This is a genomic window from Streptomyces tuirus, assembly GCF_014701095.1.
GTDB classification, from domain to species: Bacteria; Actinomycetota; Actinomycetes; order Streptomycetales; family Streptomycetaceae; genus Streptomyces; species Streptomyces tuirus.
In genome coordinates, this window is the sequence record NZ_AP023439.1 from 3518958 (window position 1) to 3544784 (window position 25827).

The following is a 25827-nucleotide window of genomic DNA, read 5'->3' on the forward strand; positions in this document are numbered from 1 at the left end:
CCTGATGCGGGACCCGCTGTCCGTCCTCACCGACGCCTTCACCTCCTTCCTCTTCGGGAAGGTCGAGACGACCAGGCTCCCGGTGCGCACGTCCACGGGCCAGGCCCAGGCGGTCTACCTCCCGACCGCCGCCCCCGGCCTCGGCGACTCCGGCGTCATCATCGGCCGCGAGGTGTACTCCGGAAAGGGCTACATCTACGACCCCTTCCAGCTCTACGGCCAGCAACTCCCCGCCCCCCACTGGCTGGTCCTCGGCGAGTCCGGCAACGGCAAGTCGGCGCTGGAAAAAACGTACGTCCTGCGCCAGCTCCGCTTCCGCGACCGCCAGGTCGTCGTCCTGGACGCCCAGGGCGAGGACGGCGTCGGCGAGTGGAACCTCATCGCGCAGGAGCTGGGCATAACTCCCATCCGCCTGGACCCGACAGCGGCCCTGGACATGGGAATCCGCCTCAACCCGCTCGACCCCGCGATCACCACCACGGGCCAGCTCGCCCTGCTCCGGACGATCATCGAGGTCGCCATGGGGCACGGCCTCGACGAACGCTCGGGCTTCGCCCTCAAGGTCGCCCACGCCTACGTCAACGAGACCATCGTCGACCGCCAGCCGGTCCTGACCGACATCGTCGAGCAGCTGCGCCACCCCGAACCCAAGTCCGCCGAGGCGATGAACGTCGCCATAGACGACGTACGGGCCTGGGGCCTCGACGTCGCCCTGGTCCTGGACCGCCTGGTCGACGGTGACCTGCGCGGCATGTTCGACGGCCCCACCACGGTCGGCATCGACCTGGACGCCCCGCTCATCGTCTTCGACCTGTCCCACATCGACCGCAACTCCATCGCCATGCCCATCCTCATGGCGATCGTCGGCGTGTGGCTGGAGCACACCTGGATCCGCCCCGACCGGAAGAAGCGCATCTTCCTGGTCGAGGAGGCCTGGCACATCATCAACAGCCCCTTCGTCGCCCAGCTGTTCCAGCGCCTGCTGAAGTTCGGCCGACGCCTGGGCCTGTCCTTCGTGGCGGTCGTCCACCACCTCTCCGACGTCGTCGACGGCGCGGCCGCCAAGGAGGCCGCGGCCATCCTGAAGATGGCCTCGACCAGGACGATCTACGCGCAGAAGGCGGACGAGGCGAGGGCGACGGGCCGCGTCCTGGGCCTCCCCCGCTGGGCGGTGGAGATCATCCCGACGCTCACCCCCGGCATCGCCGTCTGGGACGTCAACGGCAACGTCCAGGTCGTCAAACACCTGGTCACGGAGACCGAACGCCCCCTGGTCTTCACCGACCGCGCGATGACCGAGGCCTCCACCGACCTCACGGACGACGCCCTGCACGCCGCCGAACTCGAGGCGGAGGAACGCGCCGCGGCCTTCGTGGAGCACCACCTGGGCGACTCCGAATCGACGGTGGCGTAGGCACAGGGGAGGACGCGTGAGACCGGACGACCGTCACGACCGGCGGGCCGCCCAGGGAGGCATCCCCGACGGCCTGCTGGTCGGCATACTGGCGTTCCTCCTCGGCATGACCGTGCTGGCGTGGACGGCCACGGGCCTGGCCGCCCTGTTCGCCCACGGCTCCTGGCCCTCCGGCGTCACCTTCGCCCGGACACCGCTCGCCATGCGCGGCCTCATCGCCCAGCCCCACGACATCCCCGGCGCCTGGCCCGACACACCCCCCGGTGAACTCTCCGGCTACGGCCTCTTCTGGGGCCTGTTCATCGGCCAGCTGATGATCCTGGTCGTCCTGACGGTGTTCGTCATGGGCACCCTGGCCCGATGGCGGGCGGTCCGGGCCAGACGCCGGGAGGAGAGAATCCTGGCGGCGGAGGAACGGCCGGCACCGACGCCGCACGAGGTACCGGCGGCGGCGCGGGAGCAGGCATCCACAGCTGCGCGGCACGAGGTACCGGCGGCACAGGAGCCCGCATCCACAGCCGTACAGCACGAGGTTCCGACACCGCGCCGCTCGGCCCCCGATCCCGCGAGCCCCCCAGCAAGCCCTGCCGACCTCCCACACTCGACGGCAACCGCCACCCCAGCCCCGGCGACCGTCCCCGCGACCCCGGCGTCCCTCTTCGCCCAGCCATGGACGGGCGGTTGGGAAAAGGTCCTGGTAGCCCCGAGGGAAACCCGCCAGACCACCGCCACCCAGGCCGTACGCGACGCGGAAGGCCCAGCCCTCATCGTCACGTCGAACCCCCTCCTCTGGCAGGACACCAAGGACGCCAGAGCCAAACTGGGCCCCACCCACCTCTACGACCCCACCCACCTCTGCGACACCCCGTCCCGCCTCCACTGGTCCCCCACCACCGGCTGCGAGGACAAGGACACGGCAACCCGACGGGCCACCGCCCTCCTCACCCCCGTACGCCCCACCGCCAAACTCGACCAGGCCCTCACCGACACGGCCACCACACTCCTGCGCAGCTACCTGCACGCCGCCGCGATCGACGGCCGCACCATCCGCCACGTCCACCGCTGGTCCCAGGGCACCCAGATCCAGGACGCCGTACGCATCCTCCGCACCAACCCCAAGGCCGCCCCCGGCTCCGCGGGTGAACTCGAGGGTGCCCTCACGGCCCACCCCGAACGCCGCGACATGGCCCAGCAGTTGACCACCCGCGCCCTCGCGGCCCTCTCCACGGTCAATATCCGCGAGGCCTGCACTCCCAACCGAACTGATGCCCTCGCCTTGGATTCCTTCGTCCACGAAGGGGGCACGCTTTACGTGGTGGGGGAATCCATCGAGGACCCCAGGACACACCCGGGCGCCATGCCCCTCCTGACGGCCCTCGTCTCGAGCGTGGTCGAGCGCGGCCGGCACATGGCCGAACGGTCATCGGCCGGTCGCCTCGACCCACCAATGACGCTCGTCCTGGACGACGTCGCGGCCGTGGCCCCGCTTCCCCAACTCCCGGAGCTGCTGGCCACCGGAGCGGACCGGGGCATGCCGACCCTGGCCCTGCTCCGGTCCCGCGAACAGGGCCGAGCCCGCTGGCCGCACGACGAACTGCCGGTCCAGTAACCCGGCCAGACCCATCGAGGCCCCTACTCCCGCTCGAGGACGAACTCCAACTCCCGCTCCCCCGCGTCCCCCAACGGCACGACCACGCCACTCGGCAGGAACCCCACCCGCCGGTAGAACCGCTGCGCCCGCCCGTTCTCCTCGTGCACGATGAGCCGCACCCGCTCCAGACCCTGCGCCCACGACCACTCCAGCGCCGCGTCGAACAGCACCTCGGTCAGCCCGCTCCCGCGCTCCTCGGGCCGTACGAACACACCGACCACATGCCCCTGCTTCCGCTCCACCGGAAACCCGGCCCAGTCGGTCGTCCCGGGCTCCTCCACGAGCACGGTCAGCGTCCCCACCCACCGCCCGTCCGGCCCCTCGGCGATGATCTGCTGCGCCTTGTCCGCCCCTTCGGCAGCCCCCGCGGTCCGCTCCTGCCAGAAGGAGTCCGGTCTGGCCGCGGCCTCCTCGTACGTCTCCAGGAAGGCCAGATGCGCCACCGGATCCCGCAGCGCCGCGAGCCGCAGCTCCTTCGCCGCGACCCACTCACCAGCACGGACGGACCTGATCACATAGCTCATACGGCCACGGTAGTACCCGGGTACGACACCGCTCACCCCGATTTCCCCACCGGCCCGACGCCCACCACCCCCGCACACGCGAGCATCGAAGCCTGCCGCCGGCACACGAACCCACCCATCGCCACGGCCACGTGGACGACGCGTCCGCCCCCGCGCAGACGCCTGCCACCCGGCACCGGAATCCCGCACGGTGGCCCCCGTGACGGACAACCGGGCGCCGGAGCCCCTCTGGGACCCGCCGCATCACCGCCGCCGGCGACCGCGCCCGCATCCTGATCGTCACCACCTTCGACCTGGACGAATACGCCTACGCGGGCCTCCGCGCGGGCGCCCGCCTTCAATGAATTGGCTCTGAACGCAGAAAACCCCCGCATCCGAAGATGCGGGGGTTTTCCCAAAAATTGTTCGGCGGCGTCCTACTCTCCCACAGGGTCCCCCCTGCAGTACCATCGGCGCTGTAAGGCTTAGCTTCCGGGTTCGGAATGTAACCGGGCGTTTCCCCTACGCTATAACCACCGAAACACTATGAAACTGACAACCGGCACTTTGGTTGTTCGTGGTTTCAGAACCAACACAGTGGACGCGAGCAACTGAGGACAAGCCCTCGGCCTATTAGTACCGGTCAACTCCACACGTTACCGTGCTTCCATATCCGGCCTATCAACCCAGTCGTCTACTGGGAGCCTTACCCTCTCAAGGAGGTGGGAATACTCATCTCGAAGCAGGCTTCCCGCTTAGATGCTTTCAGCGGTTATCCCTCCCGAACGTAGCCAACCAGCCATGCCCTTGGCAGAACAACTGGCACACCAGAGGTTCGTCCGTCCCGGTCCTCTCGTACTAGGGACAGCCCTTCTCAATATTCCTACGCGCACAGCGGATAGGGACCGAACTGTCTCACGACGTTCTAAACCCAGCTCGCGTACCGCTTTAATGGGCGAACAGCCCAACCCTTGGGACCGACTCCAGCCCCAGGATGCGACGAGCCGACATCGAGGTGCCAAACCATCCCGTCGATATGGACTCTTGGGGAAGATCAGCCTGTTATCCCCGGGGTACCTTTTATCCGTTGAGCGACGGCGCTTCCACAAGCCACCGCCGGATCACTAGTCCCGACTTTCGTCCCTGCTCGACCCGTCGGTCTCACAGTCAAGCTCCCTTGTGCACTTACACTCAACACCTGATTGCCAACCAGGCTGAGGGAACCTTTGGGCGCCTCCGTTACTCTTTAGGAGGCAACCGCCCCAGTTAAACTACCCATCAGACACTGTCCCTGATCCGGATCACGGACCCAGGTTAGACATCCAGCACGACCAGACTGGTATTTCAACGACGACTCCCCCTGAACTGGCGTCCAGAGTTCACAGTCTCCCAGCTATCCTACACAAGCCGAACCGAACACCAATATCAAACTGTAGTAAAGGTCCCGGGGTCTTTCCGTCCTGCTGCGCGAAACGAGCATCTTTACTCGTAGTGCAATTTCACCGGGCCTATGGTTGAGACAGTCGAGAAGTCGTTACGCCATTCGTGCAGGTCGGAACTTACCCGACAAGGAATTTCGCTACCTTAGGATGGTTATAGTTACCACCGCCGTTTACTGGCGCTTAAGTTCTCAGCTTCGCCCCACCGAAATGGAGCTAACCGGTCCCCTTAACGTTCCAGCACCGGGCAGGCGTCAGTCCGTATACATCGCCTTACGGCTTCGCACGGACCTGTGTTTTTAGTAAACAGTCGCTTCTCGCTGGTCTCTGCGGCCACCCCCAGCTCACCGTGCAAAACGGATCACCAGGTGTGGCCCCCCTTCTCCCGAAGTTACGGGGGCATTTTGCCGAGTTCCTTAACCATAGTTCACCCGAACGCCTCGGTATTCTCTACCTGACCACCTGAGTCGGTTTAGGGTACGGGCCGCCATGAAACTCGCTAGAGGCTTTTCTCGACAGCATAGGATCATCCACTTCACCACAATCGGCTCGGCATCAGGTCTCAGCCTTATGTGCGACGGATTTACCTATCGCACGGCCTACACCCTTACCCCGGGACAACCACCGCCCGGGATGGACTACCTTCCTGCGTCACCCCATCACTCACCTACTAACCGCTTGGTTCGGCGGCTCCACCACTCCCCTTTGCCCGAAGGCTCCGGGGCGGCTTCACGGCCTTAGCATCACGATGCTCGATGTTTGACGCTTCACAGCGGGTACCGGAATATCAACCGGTTATCCATCGACTACGCCTGTCGGCCTCGCCTTAGGTCCCGACTTACCCTGGGCAGATCAGCTTGACCCAGGAACCCTTAGTCAATCGGCGCACACGTTTCTCACGTGTGAATCGCTACTCATGCCTGCATTCTCACTCGTGAACCGTCCACAACTCGCTTCCACGGCTGCTTCACCCGGCACACGACGCTCCCCTACCCATCACGATCCCCGTTGGGGGTACATATCGCAATGACACGACTTCGGCGGTACGCTTGAGCCCCGCTACATTGTCGGCGCGGAATCACTAGACCAGTGAGCTATTACGCACTCTTTCAAGGGTGGCTGCTTCTAAGCCAACCTCCTGGTTGTCTCTGCGACTCCACATCCTTTCCCACTTAGCGTACGCTTAGGGGCCTTAGTCGATGCTCTGGGCTGTTTCCCTCTCGACCATGGAGCTTATCCCCCACAGTCTCACTGCCGCGCTCTCACTTACCGGCATTCGGAGTTTGGCTAAGGTCAGTAACCCGGTAGGGCCCATCGCCTATCCAGTGCTCTACCTCCGGCAAGAAACACACGACGCTGCACCTAAATGCATTTCGGGGAGAACCAGCTATCACGGAGTTTGATTGGCCTTTCACCCCTAACCACAGGTCATCCCCCAGGTTTTCAACCCTGGTGGGTTCGGTCCTCCACGAAGTCTTACCTCCGCTTCAACCTGCCCATGGCTAGATCACTCCGCTTCGGGTCTTGAGCGTGCTACTCAGTCGCCCTATTCGGACTCGCTTTCGCTACGGCTTCCCCACACGGGTTAACCTCGCAACACACCGCAAACTCGCAGGCTCATTCTTCAAAAGGCACGCAGTCACGAGAACAAGGCAAGCCTTGTTCCGACGCTCCCACGGCTTGTAGGCACACGGTTTCAGGTACTATTTCACTCCCCTCCCGGGGTACTTTTCACCATTCCCTCACGGTACTATCCGCTATCGGTCACCAGGGAATATTTAGGCTTAGCGGGTGGTCCCGCCAGATTCACACGGGATTTCTCGGGCCCCGTGCTACTTGGGTGTCTCTCAAACGAGCCGCTGACGTTTCGACTACGGGGGTCTTACCCTCTACGCCGGACCTTTCGCATGTCCTTCGCCTACATCAACGGTTTCTGACTCGTCCCACGGCCGGCAGACCGTGAAAGAGAGATCCCACAACCCCGCATACGCAACCCCTGCCGGGTCTCACACGTATACGGTTTAGCCTCATCCGGTTTCGCTCGCCACTACTCCCGGAATCACGGTTGTTTTCTCTTCCTGCGGGTACTGAGATGTTTCACTTCCCCGCGTTCCCTCCACATGCCCTATGTGTTCAGGCATGGGTGACAGCCCATGACGACTGCCGGGTTTCCCCATTCGGAAACCCCCGGATCAAAGCCTGGTTGACGACTCCCCGGGGACTATCGTGGCCTCCCACGTCCTTCATCGGTTCCTGGTGCCAAGGCATCCACCGTGCGCCCTTAAAAACTTGGCCACAGATGCTCGCGTCCACTGTGCAGTTCTCAAACAACGACCAGCCACCCGTCACACACCACTCACGCGATGCTTCACCGGGGCCGGCGCTGAAGGCAGCCGAATCGGCCGTACCTTCAGACACCCAACAGCGTGCCCGACACACTCCCCGCTTCCCTCAACGTTCCACGCTCCGAAGAGCAGTACTAGAAGGAGAAGACGATCAAGTGTGCCGAGTAGTCAACGTTCCACCCATGAGCAACCAGTGCGAGACGTTCGCTCGCATGCTGGCCTCTGACCTCATCCCGAAGGACTCGGTAAGAAGTGCTCCTTAGAAAGGAGGTGATCCAGCCGCACCTTCCGGTACGGCTACCTTGTTACGACTTCGTCCCAATCGCCAGTCCCACCTTCGACGGCTCCCTCCCACAAGGGGTTGGGCCACCGGCTTCGGGTGTTACCGACTTTCGTGACGTGACGGGCGGTGTGTACAAGGCCCGGGAACGTATTCACCGCAGCAATGCTGATCTGCGATTACTAGCGACTCCGACTTCATGGGGTCGAGTTGCAGACCCCAATCCGAACTGAGACCGGCTTTTTGAGATTCGCTCCACCTCGCGGTATCGCAGCTCATTGTACCGGCCATTGTAGCACGTGTGCAGCCCAAGACATAAGGGGCATGATGACTTGACGTCGTCCCCACCTTCCTCCGAGTTGACCCCGGCGGTCTCCCGTGAGTCCCCAGCACCACAAGGGCCTGCTGGCAACACGGGACAAGGGTTGCGCTCGTTGCGGGACTTAACCCAACATCTCACGACACGAGCTGACGACAGCCATGCACCACCTGTACACCGACCACAAGGGGGACCCTGTCTCCAGGGTTTTCCGGTGTATGTCAAGCCTTGGTAAGGTTCTTCGCGTTGCGTCGAATTAAGCCACATGCTCCGCCGCTTGTGCGGGCCCCCGTCAATTCCTTTGAGTTTTAGCCTTGCGGCCGTACTCCCCAGGCGGGGCACTTAATGCGTTAGCTGCGGCACGGACAACGTGGAATGTTGCCCACACCTAGTGCCCACCGTTTACGGCGTGGACTACCAGGGTATCTAATCCTGTTCGCTCCCCACGCTTTCGCTCCTCAGCGTCAGTATCGGCCCAGAGATCCGCCTTCGCCACCGGTGTTCCTCCTGATATCTGCGCATTTCACCGCTACACCAGGAATTCCGATCTCCCCTACCGAACTCTAGCCTGCCCGTATCGACTGCAGACCCGGGGTTAAGCCCCGGGCTTTCACAACCGACGTGACAAGCCGCCTACGAGCTCTTTACGCCCAATAATTCCGGACAACGCTCGCGCCCTACGTATTACCGCGGCTGCTGGCACGTAGTTAGCCGGCGCTTCTTCTGCAGGTACCGTCACTTTCGCTTCTTCCCTGCTGAAAGAGGTTTACAACCCGAAGGCCGTCATCCCTCACGCGGCGTCGCTGCATCAGGCTTTCGCCCATTGTGCAATATTCCCCACTGCTGCCTCCCGTAGGAGTCTGGGCCGTGTCTCAGTCCCAGTGTGGCCGGTCGCCCTCTCAGGCCGGCTACCCGTCGTCGCCTTGGTGAGCCATTACCTCACCAACAAGCTGATAGGCCGCGGGCTCATCCTGCACCGCCGGAGCTTTCGACCATCACAGATGCCTGCGATGGTCAGTATCCGGTATTAGACCCCGTTTCCAGGGCTTGTCCCAGAGTGCAGGGCAGATTGCCCACGTGTTACTCACCCGTTCGCCACTAATCCCCACCGAAGTGGTTCATCGTTCGACTTGCATGTGTTAAGCACGCCGCCAGCGTTCGTCCTGAGCCAGGATCAAACTCTCCGTGAATGTTTTCCCGTGATCGGGATGACACGCACGAGAGCGGAACAGTCAGGCGGAATAGGCCCGACCGTTCACAGCGTCCTCGCTGTGTTTTCTTCAAAGGAACCTCGACCATCGGTTGTCCGATGGACGGGGTATCAACATATCTGGCGTTGACTTTTGGCACGCTGTTGAGTTCTCAAGGAACGGTCGCTTCCTTTGTACTCACCCTCTCGGGCTTTCCTCCGGGCTTCCCTTCGGTCTTGCGTTTCCGACTCTATCAGATCTTTCCGATCCGATTTCCTCGGTGCTTTCCAGGTTCCCGCTTTCGCGTTTCCCTTTCCGGCGGTTCCGACTCTATCAGATCCTTTCGGGCCTGATCCCCAGTCAGCGGGGTTTGCCTTCGCGGCTGTTGGGCCGTTCCGACGTCCCCAACCTTAGCGCGCCCTCTCGGCGATTCCCAAATCGAAGCCGGTGTGGAGTCGATCGGTCGTCGAGTCCCAATTCGAATTGAATTCGGGCGTGCCGAAATCAACCCTGTCGGGAGGTCGAGCTGGTGGTTTGGGTGCCGCTGCTGCGGCGGAAGTGCTGTCGAAGAACCGTTACGGCTCTGCGGCAACCCGAAGAACTTTACGGATCCGCCGGGGGGCTGTCAAGCGGCCCCTGTCAAGATCTTTTCGGCCCCGGTGTCAGTCCAGGTCGGTGAGGCGTCCGCCGGCGTCCGGCTGGGCGTCCTCGACCCGCCGGAGCAGACGCGTGAGCACTTCGCCCAGCGCCGTGCGCTCGTCGGGGGTCAGGTCCTGGAGCAGGTCCTCCTCGAAGACCGACGCCAGGCGCATCGCCTCCAGCCACTTCTCTCGCCCCTCGGGTGTCAGCTCCACGATGACTCGTACGCGGTTGGACTCGTCTCGCTCACGGGTCACCAGAGATTCGGCGACCATGCGGTCGATCCGGTGGGTCATCGCGGCCGGGGTGAGGCCGAGGCGCTTGGCCAGTTCGCTGGGGCCCAGGCGGTAGGGAGCACCGGAGAGGACGAGGGCCTTGAGGACCTCCCACTCCGTGTTGCTGATGCCGAGGGTCGAGGTCTGACGGCTGTAGGCGACGTTCATGCGGCGGTTCAGGCGGGAGAGGGCCGAGACGATCTGCTCGACCTGGGGGTCGAGGTCCTGGAACTCGCGCTGGTACGCGGCGATCTGCTCTTCGAGGGTCGGCTCGCTGGGGCCGGGGGTGTCGCCCATGTGCGCAGTATCGCACGGCTGATCTTTGCCTTGAAGTCCTTGGGTATGTACTCTTTAGCTTCGAACTTTAGATTCGAAGTCTTCACTCCTAACTTGTGAGAGAGGTGAACGTGACCAGGGCGATGGGCGCAGCGATGCGCCGCATTCACGTGGGTAACGCACTCAGCGCGTTCGGGCTCGGCTTCACGGTCCCGTACCTGTACGTCTATGTGGCGCAGGTGCGAGGGCTGGGGGCCATGACGGCGGGTCTCGTACTCGCCGTCTTCGCCGTGGCAGCGCTGGTCGTGCTGCCCTTCGCCGGGCGGGCCATCGTCCGGCGGGGTCCGCTGCCTGTGCTGCTCGCCGCCCTGGTCACCGCCGCCGTCGGCGCGCTCAGTCTGGGTCTCGCGAGCAGCGCGGCGGCCGTGCTGGTGTCGGCGTCCCTGCTGGGGGCCGGGCAGGCCGTGATGCAGCCGGCGCTCGCGACGATGATCGTCGACTGCTCGTCGGCGGACACCCGGTCGCGTGCCTTCGCCATGCAGTTCTTCCTCCAGAACCTGGGGCTCGGCGTCGGCGGTCTGATCGGCGGGCATCTGGTCGACACCACCAGTGCCGCCTCCTTCACCCTGCTCTTCGCGATCGAGGCGGCGATGTTCCTGCTGCTGGTCGTGGTGATGGTGACCGTGCGGCTGCCGCACGCGCCGCGGATCGAGGGCGCTCCCCAGGCCGCGGGCCGGGGGAGCTGGAAGCAGCTGATGGGCAACCGGGCCATGGTGCAGCTGTGCGTGCTGGGCTTCGTGCTGTTCTTCGCCTGCTACGGGCAGTTCGAGTCGGGGCTCAGTGCGTACGGGGTCGAGGCCGCCGGGATCTCGACGTCCGTGCTGGGGACCGCGCTGGCGGCGAACACGCTGATGATCGTCGTGGCGCAGTTCGCCGTGCTGCGGTTCGTGGAGCGGCGCCGGCGGTCGCGGGTGATCGCCGCTGTCGGGCTGATCTGGGCCGTGGCGTGGGCCGTCGCCGGGTACGCGGGGCTCGGGCACGGGAGCCAGGAGATGGCGACGGCCGCGTTCGTCTCGACGTACGCGCTGTTCGGGCTGGGTGAGGCGATGCTGTCGCCGACCGTGGCGCCGCTGGTCGCGGATCTCGCGCCGGAGGGGATGGCGGGGCAGTACAACTCCGCGTTCGCGCTGGTCAAGCAGCTGGCGCTGGCCGTCGGGCCGGCGGTGGGCGGGCCGCTGGGGGCTTCGCTGCACGCGCCGTACATCGTGGCGTTCCTGGTGTTCTCGCTGGGGATCACGGTCCTGGCCGTGCGGTTGGGGCGGCAGCTGACCGAGGCGCAGGATCAGCCGTGGCTGGGCAGGAGCCGGGTCGTGGCGCGGGGTGGGGCGCCCGTTTCCGCCGACGTCTGATCCCTGTTCTCCGTCCAGGGCCTGTCCTCCGGGGCAGGCCCTAAGTCGTCTGGGGGCGGGGCAGGGCGAACTCGCACCAGACGGCCTTGCCGCCGCCGGGGGTGCGGCGGCAGCCCCAGTTCGAGGCGATCGTGGCGACGATGGCGATGCCGCGGCCCGATTCGTCGCCCGGTTCCGCGCGGCGGCGTCTGGGCAGGTGGTCGTCGCCGTCGGTGACCTCGATGATCAGCCGTCTGTCCGTGCGGCGCAGGCGCAGTCTCATCGGCGGGGTGCCGTGCTGGAGGGAGTTGGCGACCAGCTCACTGGTGGCCAGGACTCCGAGGTCGTGCAGGTCGGCGGGGAAGCGCCAGCTGGTCAGAACGCCGGAGGCGAAGGCACGCGCGCGGGGGGCCGCTTCCACGCCGCCCAGGAGTTCCAGGGCGGCGTTGCGGAACAGCTCGCCGTCCGCACCCGTGCGGGCGGGGTGCTGGAGGACCAGGACGGCCACGTCGTCGTCGTGGTCGGGGGTCACGCCGGCGGAGCGGACCAGGCGGTCGCAGACGACCTGGGGTGTGCCGGTGGCTCCGGCCAGGGCGCGCTCCAGGGCTGCGATGCCCTCGTCAAGGTCCGCGTCGCGGCGCTCCACCAGGCCGTCCGTGTAGAGGACCGCGGTGGAGCCGGGGGCGAGGGGGACCGAGCCCGAGGCGTGCATCCAGCCGCCGGTGCCGAGCGGAGGGCCGGTGGGTTCGTCGGCGCGCAGGACCGTGCCGTTCTCGTCGCGGACGAGGATCGGGAGGTGGCCCGCCGAGGAGTAGATCAGCTTGCCCTCGTTGGGGTCGTGGATGGCGTACGCGCACGTGGCGATCTGGTTGGCGTCGATCTCGGCGGCCAGGCCGTCCAAGAGCTGGAGGACCTCGTGCGGGGGGAGGTCGAGGCGGGCGTAGGCGCGGACCGCCGTGCGGAGCTGGCCCATGACCGCGGCGGCGCGCACGCCCCGGCCCATGACGTCGCCGATGACCAGGGCCGTGCGGCCGCCGCCCAGGGTGATGACGTCGTACCAGTCGCCGCCGACCGCGGCTTCGGTGCCGCCGGGGTGGTAGGTGGCGGCGATGCGCAGGTCGTCCGGCTGTTCGAGCTCCTGGGGGAGCAGGGAGCGCTGGAGGGTGACGGCCGTTTCGCGCTGGCGGCGTTCGCTGGCGCGCAGGCGTTCGGCGGCTTCGGCGTGGTCGGTGACGTCAGTGGCGAAGACGAGGACTCCGCGGCCGTCGCTGCCGCCCTTGCCGTCGCCCTGGGCGACCGGGGTGCAGGTGAACGAGTAGGAGCGGCCGTCGGGGGCCTTGCGGGACTTGACCGTGCGCGGCTTGCCGCTGCGCTGGACCTGGTCCAGGAGGGGGAACAGGCCGAGGGCGTCCAGCTCGGGGAGCGCCTCGCGGGCGCGTTCGCCCAGGGGGCGTACGCCGAAGGCGGTCGTGTAGGCGTCATTGACGTAGGCGATGCGGTGGTCGGCGCCGTGGACCAGGGCGACGAGGGAGGGGACGCGGTCGAGGACCTCACGCACCCGCAGTTCGTCGACGGCGGGTACGGAGGGTGACTCGTCGGTCGGTCGTTCGGCACGGGCGGCGGGTACGGAGCTTTCCCCCCGCCGGTCCGGGGAGGCCGTCTGCTCGGTCCGCGCTGCGGCGCGGCGCTGCGTTCCGGGGAGCCGGGCGCTCCAGCGCGTGAAGTTCACGAATCCTTGCCTCGTGTAGTGGTCGGCGGCCGGCACCGGAACCGGCCGGGGCCCCGGAGGGCCCGCACCGGGGCGAGCGGTGGCATGCCCGCGGTGGTGGACCAGTCTGGCAGTGCGCGGACCGGACCGACATCCGTCAGACGCCGGGCCGGCCGATGGAGTTCCTGGGTCCGGTCAGGACGACCCCTTCGGGTTGTGCGGGGGCTCGAGAGAAGGCTTTCCACCGGCCGCGAGTTCGAACTCCGCCCGGGGGTGTTCGAGTGAACCCAGGGAGACGATCTCCCGTTTGAACAGACCGGCCAGCGCCCATTCGGCGAGCACGCGCGCCTTGCGGTTGAAGGTGGGCACGCGGCTGAGGTGGTAGGCGCGGTGCATGAACCAGGCGGGGTAGCCCTTGAGTTTGCGCCCGTAGACGTGGGCGACGCCCTTGTGCAGGCCCAGGGAGGCGACCGAGCCGACGTAGGCGTGCTCGTAGGTCTCCAGGGGTTCGCCGCGCAGGGAGTGGACGATGTTGTCGGCGAGGACCTTGGCCTGGCGGACGGCGTGCTGGGCGTTGGGCGCGCACTCGCTGCTCTTGCCGTCGGCCGTGACGTCGGGCACGGCGGCGGCGTCTCCGGCGGCCCACGCGTGCGTGGTGCCGTCGATCGACAGTTCCGGTGTGCAGGTGAGGCGTCCGCGGCCGTTGCGGGGCAGGTCGGTGGCGGCGAGCACCGGGTGGGGTTTCACGCCGGCCGTCCATACGACCGTACGGGTGGGGAAGCGGGCGCCGTCGCTGAGGACGGCGACCCGGTCGGCGCAGGATTCGAGGCGGGTCTCCAGGCGTACGTCGATGTTGCGGCGGCGCAGCTCGGTGACGGTGTAGCGGCCCATCTCCTCGCCGACCTCGGGCAGGATCCGGTCCGATGCCTCGACGAGGATCCACTTCATGTCCTCGGGCTGGACGTTGTGGTAGTACCGCGCGGCGTAGCGGGCCATGTCCTCCAGTTCGCCGAGCGCCTCCACGCCCGCGAAGCCGCCACCGACGAAGACGAAGGTCAGGGCCGCGTCGCGGATCGCGGGGTCGCGGGTGGAGGAGGCGATGTCCATCTGCTCGATGACGTGGTTGCGCAGGCCGATGGCCTCCTCGACGGTCTTGAAGCCGATGCCGTGGTCGGCGAGGCCGGGGACCGGCAGGGTGCGCGAGACGGAGCCGGGGGCGAGGACGAGCTGGTCGTAGGAGAGCCGCTGTCCGCCCGTGCCCTCCTCCTCGGTGGCGAGGGTGGTGACGGTGGCGGTGCGCTTGGCGTGGTCGACGGCGGTGACCTCGCCGATCAGGATCCGGCACCGGTCGAGGACGCGGCGCAGCGGTACGACGACATGGCGGGGGGAGATCGCGCCGGCGGCGGCCTCCGGGAGGAACGGCTGATAGGTCATGTACGGGTCGGGGGTGACGACGGTGATCTCGACCTCGTCCCGGTCCAGTTCCCGTTTCAGTCTGCGCTGCAGGCGCAGGGCCGTGTACATCCCGACGTAGCCGCCACCGACAACGAGAATGCGCGCACGTTCCTTCACCATCCCATGACGCACCCGTCGCTTGCGTTTGTCCACAGCCTCGACGAATTGTGTGACCGGAGCGGGAGAGGGCGCGTAGTTGGCCGGAATACCGACCTTCTGCAGATAGATGCAGGTCAGGAGGGGTGGCGTGGGGGGCGTGCGGGGGCACATTCGGGATGTATGCGACCCGTACTCCGATCGGTGGGCGCTCCGTGCGGAACCTGCCCCTTCTGAATTGACTCCCTCTCAACTATGTTCGTGTGTCGACGGGGTGTAGGGGGATGTGCTCACCGGGGTCCGCGCGGGCGGGCCGCGGGACCGGGCCGTTCCCTCGCTCCGGTATCGAATGGCGGGGAGTCTCCGGGGGGAGACGTCATTACCGGGGGAATGCTTATGCATGTTCAGGACTCTCATTGGTCGCCCACGTCCGCACTCGCGGCGGGTGGCATGACCATGAGCGCGGCGACGGGCACCGGACGCGACGCGTCGCGGACGACGCCGCTGCGTGTGGACGCACAGCGCAATCTGGAGCACGTGCTGCGTGCGGCGCGCGAGGTCTTCGGCGAGCTGGGGTACGGCGCGCCGATGGAGGACGTGGCGCGGCGCGCGCGCGTCGGTGTGGGCACGGTGTACCGGCGGTTCCCGAGCAAGGACGTCCTGGTGCGGCGGATAGCCGAGGAGGAGACGTCCCGGCTGACCGACCAGGCGCGTGCGGCGCTCGGGCAGGAGGACGAGCCGTGGTCGGCGCTGTCGCGCTTCCTGCGGACGTCGGTGGCCTCCGGCGCCGGGCGGCTGCTGCCGCCGCAGGTGCTGCGGGTCTCGGTCGAGGACGGCGCCGGAGGCCCGCGGGTGCCGCAGCAGCGGACCCAGCCGGGCACGACGGAGCTGCGGCTGGTGCCGGACCAGCCCGTGGCGGTCGCTTCGGTACCGGCGGCCGAGGACGACGCCGGGACGTCGGCGCTGCTCGAGGTCGTGGGCCAGCTCGTGGACCGGGCGCGTGCGGCCGGTGAGCTGCGGGCGGACGTGTCGGTGTCGGACGTACTGCTGGTGATCGCCACGGCCGCGCCCTCACTGCCGGACTCCGCTCAGCAGGCGGCCGCGTCGGCCCGGCTGCTGGACATCCTGCTGGAGGGGCTGCGCTCGCGACCGGCGTGAGCCACCGGGGGCTCGGGGCCCGCGGCTCGGGGGCGAACGGACCCGGGCCGGCTGGGCCCAGAGCTCGGGCGGGACGTCAGGGCCCTGCGCGAAAGGGGAGCAAGCTTTCCCCGAATGAGTGACGGCTAGTACTGCCGTGCCGCATATCCCCACGGATGAGTGATGGTCCGACCTATGGGGTTCTGACCAAATGCCAATATGGCACGCTGACCTGGTGGTCTGGACGGTTGGGCGGCTGGCGGGGGCTTTCCGCGATGAGCGGTGACGGGCGGGACGAGGCGAGCGGCGGCGGGAGCGGCGACGCCACGGCCGACGGCCCGGTACCGCCACAGGTGCCGAGCCAGAGCGGACGCGCGAGCGTACCGACCGGCGGGCACCCCGGGGGGCATCCCGCCGACGGCACGGTCCCGGCCCAGCGCGACTCGCACGAGGACGGTGTGCTGCCGCCGCCCCGCGAGATCCCGCCGTCCGACGCCGACCTCATCGACCGCATGCGCGCGGGCGACGACACGGCGTACGAGGAGCTGTACCGGCGCCATGCGCAGGCCGTGCGCCGCTACGCCCGCACCTGCTGCCGGGACGCCCACACCGCGGAGGACCTGACCGCCGAGGTCTTCGCCCGCATGCTCCAGGCGGTACGCGGCGGCGCCGGGCCCGCGCACGCGGTGCGCGCGTATCTGCTCACCTCCGTCCGGCGTGTCGCCGCCTCCTGGACGCGATCGGCGCGGCGCGAGCAACTCGTCGACGACTTCGCCGTGTTCGCCGCCCAGTCCGCACGCGGATCCGACGTGTCCGACGACGACACGCTCGAACTCGGCGCGGACGTACGGGCGATGCACGAGGCCGAGCAGTCCATGGCCATGCGCGCCTTCCGGTCGCTGCCGGAGCGCTGGCAGGCCGTGCTGTGGCACACCGAGATCGAGGACGAGTCGCCCAGCGAGGTCGCCACGCTGTTCGGGCTGGACGCCAACGGCACCCGCGTGCTCGCCAGCCGGGCCCGCGAGGGCCTCAAACAGGCCTACCTCCAGGCCCACGTCAGCGCCACGCTCACCGGCGACGAGGCCTGCGCCCGCTACGCCGACCAGCTCGGCACCTACGCCCGCGGGCGGCTGCGCACCCGCGCCGAGCGGGGACTGCGCAAGCACCTGGAGGAGTGCGCGAAGTGCCGGCTGGCCGCTCTGCAGATCGAGGAAGTGGCCGGCGGTATCCCGGCGGTCGTGCCGGTCGCGGTCATCGGCTGGTTCGGAGCCGCCGGGTACGCGAAGGCGGCCGGGCTCATCGCCGGGGGCGCGGGAGCGGCCGGTGCGGCGGGGGCGGCCGCGGCGGCGGGAGGCTCGACCGGTGGGGCAGCCGCAGCGGGCGGCGGTTCGGCAGCGACGGGCGGTGGGTCCGGAGGCGGGGGCGGCGCGGCGGCCTCCGAGGGGCTCGGCGCGCCGGTGAAGGCCGGTATCGCGGCCGGTGTGGTCGCCGTCGGGGTGGTGGCCGCGGTGGTCATGGCCCTGGCCGGCAGCGAGAAGCCGAGGGAGGAGGCCAGGACCGCTCCGTCGTCCCCGAAGCCGTCGTCGGTGGTGCGGCCCGGCGAGCCCACGCCCTCGCCCTCACCCCCACGGCGGAACCCGGATCCGGATCGGCGCCCGCCGGGGATCACGCCCGCACGCACCGAGACGCCCGCGCCCACACCGAGCTCCAGGACCAGCCCGGCCCCGGATCAGGACCCGACCCCCACCCCGCCCCGAAAGCCCGCTCCCCCACCCGAGCCGACACCACCACCCGCCCCCACACCGACGCCCACTCCCCCACCGCCCCCGCCTCCCGCCCCGGCCGTCTACCAGTGGAGCGAACTGTCGTACGACATCGGCGGCGACGGTACGAAGCCCGAGATGCGGATCGGTTCGAGCAGCTGGGTCTGGAAGCGGTCCGGCCTGTCGGTCGGCAATCAGCGGTACGCCCACGGCGTCACCGTGCACGGCCGCTCGTCCGTCACCATCGACCTCAACCGCTCCTGCTCGTCGTACGACGCCCTCGTGGGGGTGGACGACATGACGCTGAGGCTCGGCAAGGTCTACTTCTCCGTGTACGCCGACGGCGCCCGGCTGTGGCGGTCCCCGCTGGTCGAGGGCGGCGACCCGGCCGTGCCCGTCCATGTGAACCTCACCGGCCGCAGCACGGTCCGGCTCGTGGTGGAACCCCGCAGCGCCCTCGACAACCCGATGCCGGTGGACTGGGCGGAGTCGAGGTTCACCTGCGGCTAGGGCCTGTGGTTTGGATCAGGTCGTAGGGAATCGGCGGTGCTTCTCGATGCCGGTGAGCGGGGCCTGGTGCGTGTAGCTGCAAGGCGGAGGAGGGAGTCGACGCGTGGGGGTCCCTCCCGCGCGAGCGCAGCCGAGCGTGGGGGAGTCGGCGACTGACGACAACGCGGCAGATGCGCGTGCCAGGCCCCGCGTCTGCGGCCTGATCCAAACGACAGGCCCTAGGTCCCCTTGCGGGTACGGCGGTTCGGAATGAACCGGTGGCGTACGCGCCGCGCCGGGGTCGGTGTGAAGGCCGGGGGGTTTCGGGGCGGGGTGTTGTCTGCGGGCTTGGCTGCGGGTGGTCGGGGTGGCAAGCCACCGCTACACCCGCCGCCCCCCACCGGCCCCCGCCCCCAACGCCCCCCGCTGCGGTGCGATCCCCGCCGGTACCGCTCGCTGCCTGGCAGGCGTGCCCGTCCAGCATGTGCCGCGGCGGGACAGCAGGCGGCGCAGCCACAGCTCCAGGGAGACCAGGTCCGCGAGGCCGTCCAGGGGCAGGGCTTCGCCCGCCGCCGCGCCGCGCAACGCCTTGCGGACCACGCGGGCCTCGACCAGACCCGCCTCCGCCAGCAGCGGGGTGTCGAACAGGGAGACCAGGGAATCCGCCGCCACACGCAGCCCCGTACGCTCCGCGGCCGCCGCGGTCGCCTGGGTCGGAGCGCCCCACCCCGGCGGCAACTCCCGGACGCCGGCCCCTTCCAGCACCGTACGCAGGATCGCCGCCCGCGCCCCCGGCCGCACCCGCAGCGCCTCGGGCAGCGCCCGGGCCGCCCGCACAACCTGGTTGTCGAGGAACGGCGCGTGCAGCCGCTGGAAGCGGACCTCCGCGGCCTGCTCCAGCACCCGCAGGTCCGCCGCGTACCGCGCCAGCGCCGCTCGCGCACGGAAGTCACCCGGCCGCTGCCCCGGCCCCACCAGCTCCGACCGGTGTGTCGCCGCCTGAAGGCGAACCGATACTTCAGCGAGTGCCTCACCGGTCAGCCAGCGCGCGGCCGGCCCGGGTCTCCCCCAGGTCAGCGCGGCGAGCGAAGCGTCCAGCGCGCCCCCTGGCGCGTCGAGACCGTCGTCGGAGCGAGGATCGAGGAGGCGCTCGGCGAGGGACTCCAGCCCCGATCGGTACGGCGTACGGGACAGCCGGCGCGCCGCCGCGTACACGCGCGCGGGCACCAGCACCGACCCGTCGGCCTTGGCCAGCGCGGCGACCGGCCGTACGAGATGCCGCCGCCGGCGGTCCATCAGCAGGTCGGCGAGCCGCGCGGGATGGGCGTCCAGGACCTGGCGCGCACCGTGCCCGGTGAAGTGGTCCGCGCTGCCCGCCGCCAGCCGGGCCCGGTGCCGCGCCGCCGACACCAGGCAGGGCCCGGGTTCGTCGGTCAGCGGCCCGTCCAGGTCGGCGTACGGGAGGGTCTCCTCACCACCCGTCACGACCACGTGGTGGAACCGCGGGTTCGCCGCCAGCGCGCCCGCCCGCTCCAGTTCGGCCTCCCGCCCTCCGACGGCGAGGTCGTTGAACGTGACGGCCAGCAGCCGCTCCCCCGCGCCCGTGCCGTGCCCCAGCACCGTGCCCGGCATCCCGGGGAGCCCCGCGGCCAGCAGAGCCAGTGCCCCGGAGGCCGGCCCACCGGACAGGTCCGCGCCGATCCCCGGCACCGGCATCCCGCGCGCGGCCCGTCGCTCGGCGGGTCCCATGCCGGGCACGGGGCCCGGGTCGATGTCCATCCCCGGGACGTGCCGCGGAGCGGACAGCCGCGTCCGTACGGCTTCCACGAGCGCGTCGCGCACCGCGTCGACCGCGCTCTCGGGGTCGGCCGGGGGCGCCGCGACGGCCAGTGAGGCGACCGGCTCGTACCCGGCGATCTCGCGCGCCCCGGCGCGCAGGATCAGGGCATGCCCGGGCGGAATGCGCTTCACGCCGTCGTACGGCGTGGAGTCGTGCAGCGCGGCGGGCACGTCCGGCGCGGCCAGCAGCGCGGCGAGATGCCCGAAGTCGAGGTTGGCCTCGATGAGGTCGGCCAGCGGCAGCGCGGCGGTCGCGTACGCCGTACCCCCCGCCCAGGGCGTGTGGAACACCGGCCGCGCGCCCGCGAGATCGCCGCAGACGGTGATCCGCCTACCGACCTGCACGATCGCGGTGTAGCTGCCCGGCCAGGCGGTCAGATGCCGAAGTGCCCCGCCGCGTGCGGCGAACAGCGCGACGCGCAGCTGCTCGTCGGTGGCGCCGCAGATGCCGAGGACGGCGATCCTGGTCCGGTCGTCGGCCTTCACGACCCGCACCTCGTCGGGGCGCCAGTCGCCGACCGCCCACAGCGGATCGGGATCGCCCCACAGGAGTTGGGACCCCACCGGGTGCAGCGTCTCACCCTCGCTGCCGGTCGCCCCCGCCGAACCGGCAGCGACGGCTCCCGCGGCGGTGCTGCTCCATCCCACCAACCACCGCATCGCCGCCTCCACAGGCTGTGGACAACCAGTGCACCGTACGAACCGGTTCCCCATGCTGCCATGAAGGAGGCGTTTCCAGAGGGTGCCGACGCCGCTTGCGCTCCGCCGAATGCGCCCCGGCGGAGCCACCCACACCGTCCCGAACCCCCCGAACACCCGCACACCACCCGCGAACTCGGGCGGGCAAGGCAACGCCGAAGGAGAGGCGGACAGGCCGACGACAGAAGGCAAGACCGAAGAAGAAGCCGTAGACGAGACCGCGGACAAGGCCGACGACGAGACCGAAGCCAAGGCCGGGGCAAGATCGAAGCCAAGGCCGGGGCAAGACCCAAGCCAAGGCCGGACAACGCCGAAGCCAAGACCAAGAGCCGCCCAAGAATCAAGGCGAGCCAGCGACATGTCTGCGGTACGACTGCGACGCGAATGCGCCCCCGAAACGCGCCCCAATCACACCCGGAGCGCCCTCAAGTGCCGTGGTAGGAGGCTTGATACCCCGCGACCGGCGGGATCGATTTTCAGCCAAATCGGCGTGCCACGGGCGGCTTCGAACACTCTCCGTACAGGCCCGGCGCGTCGCCTTCCGGTCGCGCAGTCCGGGAGGCGCAGCACGCCTCCCGGACCGTTCCGCCGCCCGCGGGGATGTAGGCGGCGGTGTCCCCCAGCCCACTGGATCCAGTACAGCGGGCCGACCCACGCAACGACCATGGAACCGCTCCCGCGGTGGCCGGAGAAGAGCGCACGGGCAGGCGCACGGCCACACAGTGGGAGCACGTCGCAACAGCCCGTATCTGAACCGTACTTCAGTACGGACCACAATCCCGCCAACCGGAACAATGCCCCTTAACGCTTGGGATGCGGCGAACTACGCTGGGTTTACGAATGCCGCGTGGTTATGCCAGTGCCGGCAGCCGTCTGTGTCGAGGGGTGGCTCATGTCCAGGGAGCAACGCGGGCCGAACGAGAAACTCGGCGCCGTTCTCGCCCTCGCGGGAATCAGCAACGCAGGCCTCGCGCGGCGAGTCAACGACCTCGGCGCCCAGCGCGGCCTGACGCTGCGCTACGACAAGACATCGGTGGCGCGCTGGGTGTCGAAGGGCATGGTGCCCCAGGGTGCCGCCCCGCACCTCATCGCCGCCGCCATCGGCCAGAAGCTCGGCCGCCCGGTGCCGCTGCACGAGATCGGCCTGGCGGACGCGGACCCCGCACCCGAAGTCGGCCTCGCCTTCCCGCGGGACGTCGGCCAGGCGGTCAAGTCCGCGACCGAGCTGTACCGCCTCGACCTCGCCGGCCGCCGGGCCGGATCCGGGGGCATCTGGCAGTCGCTCGCCGGATCGTTCGCAGTGAGCGCATACGCAACGCCCGCCTCACGCTGGCTGATAACCCCGGCCGACAGTTCGGTCGCGCGTGACGTGGGCCCCGGCGAGGGCTCCGGCGCACCGCTCAAAGTCGGCCACAGCGATGTGCAGAAGCTGCGGGAGGCCGCCGAGGACGCACGGCGCTGGGACTCCAAGTACGGCGGCGGCGACTGGCGTTCGTCGATGGTCCCCGAGTGCTTAAGGGTGGAGGCGGCCCCCCTGCTGCTCGGCTCCTACTCCGACGAGGTCGGCCGGGCCCTCTTCGGCGCCTCCGCCGAACTCACCCGGCTCGCCGGCTGGATGGCCTTCGACACGGGCCAGCAGGAAGCGGCCCAGCGCTACTACATCCAGGCCCTGCGTCTGGCCCGGGCGGCGGCGGACGTCCCCCTCGGGGGTTACGTGCTGGCCTCCATGTCCCTCCAGGCCACCTACCGAGGCTTCGGCGACGAGGGCGTGGACCTCGCCCAGGCCGCCCTGGAACGCAACCGCGGACTGGCCACGGCCCGCACCATGAGCTTCTTCCGCCTCGTCGAGGCACGCGCGCACGCTCGCGCGAACGACGCCCCGGCGGCCGGCGGCGCCCTGAAGGCGGCCGAGAGCTGGCTGGAGCGCGCCCGCCCCGGCGACAACGACCCGAGCTGGCTCGGCTTCTACTCCTACGACCGTTTCGCCGCCGACGCGGCCGAGTGCTACCGCGACCTCAAGGCGCCCCGCCAGGTCCGCCGCTTCACCGAGCAGGCCCTGTCGAAGCCGACCGAGGAGTTCGTCCGCTCGCACGGCCTGCGCCTGGTCGTCTCCGCGGTCGCGGAACTGGAGTCGGGGAACCTGGACGCGGCGTGCGAGCAGGGCGTGCGGGCGGTGGAGGTCGCCGGGCGGATCTCCTCGGCCCGTACCACCGAGTACGTCAAGGATCTCCTGCACCGCCTGGAGCCGTACGGCGACGAGCCCCGGGTGGTGGAGCTCCGTGAGCGTGCCCGGCCGCTGCTGATGGCTCCGGCGTAAACCCGAGCAGGCATGCGGCCCGTCCCGCGTTTGAGGGCATTGTCAGTGGCGCAGTGCACTATCGAAGCGGGAGGTGGTGCGAGTGCGGATCACATACGACTGTGACGTGCTGGTGATCGGCGGCGGCATCGTCGGCCTGTCGACGGCGTACGCGATCACACGCGCCGCACCGGGCACACGTGTCACCGTCCTGGAGAAGGAACCGGGCCCGGCCCGCCACCAGACCGGCCGCAACAGCGGCGTCATCCACAGCGGCATCTACTACCGCCCCGGCTCCCTCAAGGCGCGCTACGCGGTGCGGGGCGCCGCGGAGATGGTCAAGTTCTGCGCCGAGTACGGCATCCCGCACGCGGTCACCGGCAAGCTGATCGTCGCCACGGACCGCGCGGAGCTGCCCCGCCTGCACGCGCTCGTGCAGCGAGGCCGGGAGAACGGCATCCCGGTGCGGGAGCTGGGCGGCCCCCAGATCGCGGAATACGAGCCGGAGGTGCGCGGGCTCGCCGCGATACACGTCGGCACGACGGGCATCTGCGACTTCGTCGCGGTCGCCCGCCAGCTGGCCCACGGCTCGGGCGCGGAGATCCGCTACGGCACGCGGGTCGTGCGCGTCGACCGGCGTCCCGAGCGGGGGGTCGCCGTGCTCACGGCCGCGGGTGACGTCGTACGCGGGCGGGTCCTGGTGAACTGCGCGGGCCTGCAGTGCGACGAGATCGCCCGGCTCACCGGGGACGACCCGGGCATGCGGATCGTGCCGTTCCGGGGCGAGTACTACGAGCTGGCCCGGCCGGAGCTGGTGCGCGGGCTGGTGTACCCGGTGCCCGACCCGGCGTTTCCGTTCCTCGGGGTGCATCTGACGCGCGGCATCGACGGGGGCGTCCATGTCGGGCCCAACGCGGTGCCGGCCCTGGCCCGCGAGGGGTACAGGTGGGGCACGGTCCGCCTGCGCGAGCTGGGCTCGACCCTGGCCTGGCCCGGCTCCTGGCGGATAGCCCGCCGGCACTGGCGGTACGGGGCGGGTGAGCTGCGACGGTCCCTGTCCAGGACGGCGTTCACAGATGCGGTGGGCCGGCTGTTGCCCGCGGTGTCCGAGGACGACCTGGTGCCGACGGCCGCGGGTGTGCGCGCACAGGCGGTTCTCCGTGACGGGACCCTGGTCGACGACTTCCTGATCCGCGAGGGCGCCAGGACCGTCCACGTCCTCAACGCACCGTCCCCTGCGGCCACGGCGTCCTTGCCGATCGGCCGCGAGGTGGCACGCAGAGCGCTGAGCGCGCTGTGAGGCGCTGACGGCAGCTCCTGCCAACGCCGGGTGTGTCCGCGACCGGGCATCTCGGGGTGCTCGGCGTCGGTGCTGAGGCGGGGTGGGTGCGCAGCCCGGCGTAGCGGGGTGCCGCTGCGCCCACCCGTGCCGCCCTTAGCGGCACGCATGCCCGCAGCTAGCCGCCGGACGACGCAAGGGGCCGTGTCGGGGGGTGTCCGCCCGCAGCGGTTGGCGCGTCAACGGACAGTCAGTCGGTATCCGACCCCATCGCGCCGTTCCGAGGACGGACACCCCCCGGCGCGGCCCCGACCCACCACCCGGCGCCAGGCGAAGCACCGCAGCCGTAAAATCAGGGGCACTGTGTCTGACTCCGCGAACACCACCCCCGAAGCCCCGAACCCGAACCGGCACCCGCACCCGCACCCGCACACCCCGGGTGTCTCCGTCCGGAGTACCCGGGTCAAGGGCGAGCCGCGTTTCCCCGACGGGCCGAAGGCCGACCCCGCCGGGTCGCACTTCGAGCGGCGGATCCGGAGTTTCCAGCCCCGCCGCAGCCGCGTCACCGCCGGCCAAGCGGACGCGCTACAGCGGCTGTGGCCCAAGTGGGGCCTCGACATCGACGGCAGCCGGACCCTCGACCTGCCGGATCTGTTCGGCAACGACAACCCCGTCGTCCTGGAGATCGGCTTCGGCATGGGCGAGGCCACAGCCCAGATGGCCGCGGCCGCCCCCGCCACGAACATCCTCGCCGTCGACGTTCACACCCCCGGCCAGGGCAACCTGCTCAACCTCGCCGACCGCAACGGCCTGTCCAACATCCGCGTCGGCAACGGCGACGCGATCATCCTCCTGCGCGAGATGCTCGCCCCGGACACCCTCGACGGCCTCCGCGTCTACTTCCCGGACCCCTGGCCCAAGAAGCGGCACCACAAGCGCAGGATCATCCAGCCCGACTTCCTGACCCTGGCCGCCACCCGCATCAGACCCGGCGGGATCGTCCACTGCGCCACCGACTGGGAGCCGTACGCGGAGCAGATGCTCGAGGTCCTCACGGAACACCCCGACTTCGAGAACACCCAGGCGGACGGCGGTTTCGCGCCGCGCCCCGACTTCCGGCCGCTGACCCGTTTCGAGGGCCAGGGACTGGACAAGGGACATGTCGTGAACGACCTCCTCTTCCGCCGCGTACAGCACGTGGACCAGCCGATCCACCCCGACCAGCCGAACCAGCCCCACCACCCCGACCAGCCCGACCACCCCGACCAGCCGGACCAGCCCCCCGTCGGCGCCTGACCACCCCTGGCACCTCTCCCGCCTGCGGACAGCGCCCATCCGTCGTTAGGG

At 69.2% G+C, this 25827-nt stretch carries 13 protein-coding genes, 3 rRNA genes and 1 pseudogene; 9 read left to right on the forward strand and 8 right to left on the reverse strand.

Features of this window, described 5'->3' with window-relative positions:
• Window positions 1–4 precede the first annotated feature (4 nt).
• Together IGS69_RS16125 and IGS69_RS16130 are read left to right on the forward strand one after the other, a co-directional pair.
• Window positions 5–1414: an ATP-binding protein gene (locus tag IGS69_RS16125; protein WP_190900445.1), complete on the forward strand. Its 1410-nt coding sequence runs from the start codon at window positions 5–7 to the stop codon at window positions 1412–1414.
• A 16-nt stretch (window positions 1415–1430) separates the two neighbouring features.
• Window positions 1431–3023, forward strand: coding sequence for a type IV secretory system conjugative DNA transfer family protein (locus IGS69_RS16130; RefSeq protein WP_190900447.1), 1593 nt, complete (start codon window positions 1431–1433; stop codon window positions 3021–3023).
• 23 nt (window positions 3024–3046) lie between these two features.
• Here IGS69_RS16130 and IGS69_RS16135 read toward each other — a convergent pair whose 3' ends face one another.
• The gene (locus IGS69_RS16135; RefSeq protein ID WP_190900449.1) at window positions 3047–3589 is read right to left on the reverse strand and encodes a GNAT family N-acetyltransferase; all 543 of its coding nucleotides are present in this window, start codon (window positions 3587–3589) and stop codon (window positions 3047–3049) included.
• A 230-nt stretch (window positions 3590–3819) separates the two neighbouring features.
• Between IGS69_RS16135 and IGS69_RS34625 the strand changes: the two are divergent.
• A pseudogene (locus IGS69_RS34625) lies at window positions 3820–3921 on the forward strand (DNA-binding response regulator); the annotation flags it as partial.
• 71 nt (window positions 3922–3992) lie between these two features.
• Here the strand turns inward: IGS69_RS34625 and rrf are convergent.
• The 4 genes from rrf to IGS69_RS16155 all read right to left on the reverse strand — a co-directional run bounded on the left by rrf (window position 3993) and on the right by IGS69_RS16155 (window position 10352).
• A 5S ribosomal RNA gene (gene rrf / locus IGS69_RS16140) occupies window positions 3993–4109 on the reverse strand.
• Between the two features lie 72 nt (window positions 4110–4181).
• Window positions 4182–7302 (reverse strand): 23S ribosomal RNA (locus IGS69_RS16145).
• 313 nt (window positions 7303–7615) lie between these two features.
• Window positions 7616–9141: ribosomal RNA gene (locus IGS69_RS16150) — 16S ribosomal RNA — on the reverse strand.
• The 16S, 23S and 5S rRNA genes sit together here, the layout of an rRNA operon.
• A gap of 662 nt (window positions 9142–9803) precedes the next feature.
• Complete coding sequence (locus IGS69_RS16155) at window positions 9804–10352, reverse strand: MarR family winged helix-turn-helix transcriptional regulator (protein ID WP_190900451.1); 549 nt, start codon at window positions 10350–10352, stop codon at window positions 9804–9806.
• A gap of 122 nt (window positions 10353–10474) precedes the next feature.
• Here IGS69_RS16155 and IGS69_RS16160 point away from each other — a divergent pair, with 122 nt between their 5' ends.
• Window positions 10475–11740, forward strand: coding sequence for an MFS transporter (locus IGS69_RS16160; protein ID WP_190904516.1), 1266 nt, complete (start codon window positions 10475–10477; stop codon window positions 11738–11740).
• 40 nt (window positions 11741–11780) lie between these two features.
• Here the strand turns inward: IGS69_RS16160 and IGS69_RS16165 are convergent, their stop codons facing one another.
• Together IGS69_RS16165 and IGS69_RS16170 are read right to left on the reverse strand one after the other, a co-directional pair.
• The gene (locus IGS69_RS16165; protein ID WP_190900453.1) at window positions 11781–13448 is read right to left on the reverse strand and encodes an ATP-binding SpoIIE family protein phosphatase; all 1668 of its coding nucleotides are present in this window, start codon (window positions 13446–13448) and stop codon (window positions 11781–11783) included.
• A 174-nt stretch (window positions 13449–13622) separates the two neighbouring features.
• Window positions 13623–15002, reverse strand: a complete 1380-nt coding sequence (locus IGS69_RS16170; protein WP_190900455.1) for an NAD(P)/FAD-dependent oxidoreductase — start codon at window positions 15000–15002, stop codon at window positions 13623–13625.
• Between the two features lie 372 nt (window positions 15003–15374).
• Here IGS69_RS16170 and IGS69_RS16175 point away from each other — a divergent pair, with 372 nt between their 5' ends.
• Together IGS69_RS16175 and IGS69_RS16180 are read left to right on the forward strand one after the other, a co-directional pair.
• Complete coding sequence (locus IGS69_RS16175) at window positions 15375–16136, forward strand: TetR/AcrR family transcriptional regulator (protein ID WP_190900457.1); 762 nt, start codon at window positions 15375–15377, stop codon at window positions 16134–16136.
• A gap of 254 nt (window positions 16137–16390) precedes the next feature.
• Window positions 16391–18388 (forward strand): sigma-70 family RNA polymerase sigma factor, encoded by a 1998-nt coding sequence (locus IGS69_RS16180; RefSeq protein ID WP_190900459.1) that lies wholly within the window; start codon window positions 16391–16393, stop codon window positions 18386–18388.
• 360 nt (window positions 18389–18748) lie between these two features.
• Here the strand turns inward: IGS69_RS16180 and IGS69_RS16185 are convergent, their stop codons facing one another.
• Window positions 18749–20866 (reverse strand): asparagine synthase-related protein, encoded by a 2118-nt coding sequence (locus tag IGS69_RS16185; protein WP_190900461.1) that lies wholly within the window; start codon window positions 20864–20866, stop codon window positions 18749–18751.
• Between the two features lie 931 nt (window positions 20867–21797).
• On the opposite strand from IGS69_RS16185, the gene IGS69_RS16190 reads away from it, so the two are divergent.
• From IGS69_RS16190 to trmB, 3 genes are all read left to right on the forward strand, one after another.
• Window positions 21798–23222, forward strand: a complete 1425-nt coding sequence (locus tag IGS69_RS16190; protein ID WP_190900463.1) for an MFS transporter — start codon at window positions 21798–21800, stop codon at window positions 23220–23222.
• Window positions 23223–23295: 73 nt separating this feature from the next.
• Window positions 23296–24501, forward strand: a complete 1206-nt coding sequence (gene lhgO, locus IGS69_RS16195) for an L-2-hydroxyglutarate oxidase (RefSeq protein ID WP_385863976.1) — start codon at window positions 23296–23298, stop codon at window positions 24499–24501.
• 342 nt (window positions 24502–24843) lie between these two features.
• Window positions 24844–25776 (forward strand): tRNA (guanosine(46)-N7)-methyltransferase TrmB, encoded by a 933-nt coding sequence (gene trmB, locus IGS69_RS16200; protein WP_232543538.1) that lies wholly within the window; start codon window positions 24844–24846, stop codon window positions 25774–25776.
• Window positions 25777–25827 lie beyond the last annotated feature (51 nt).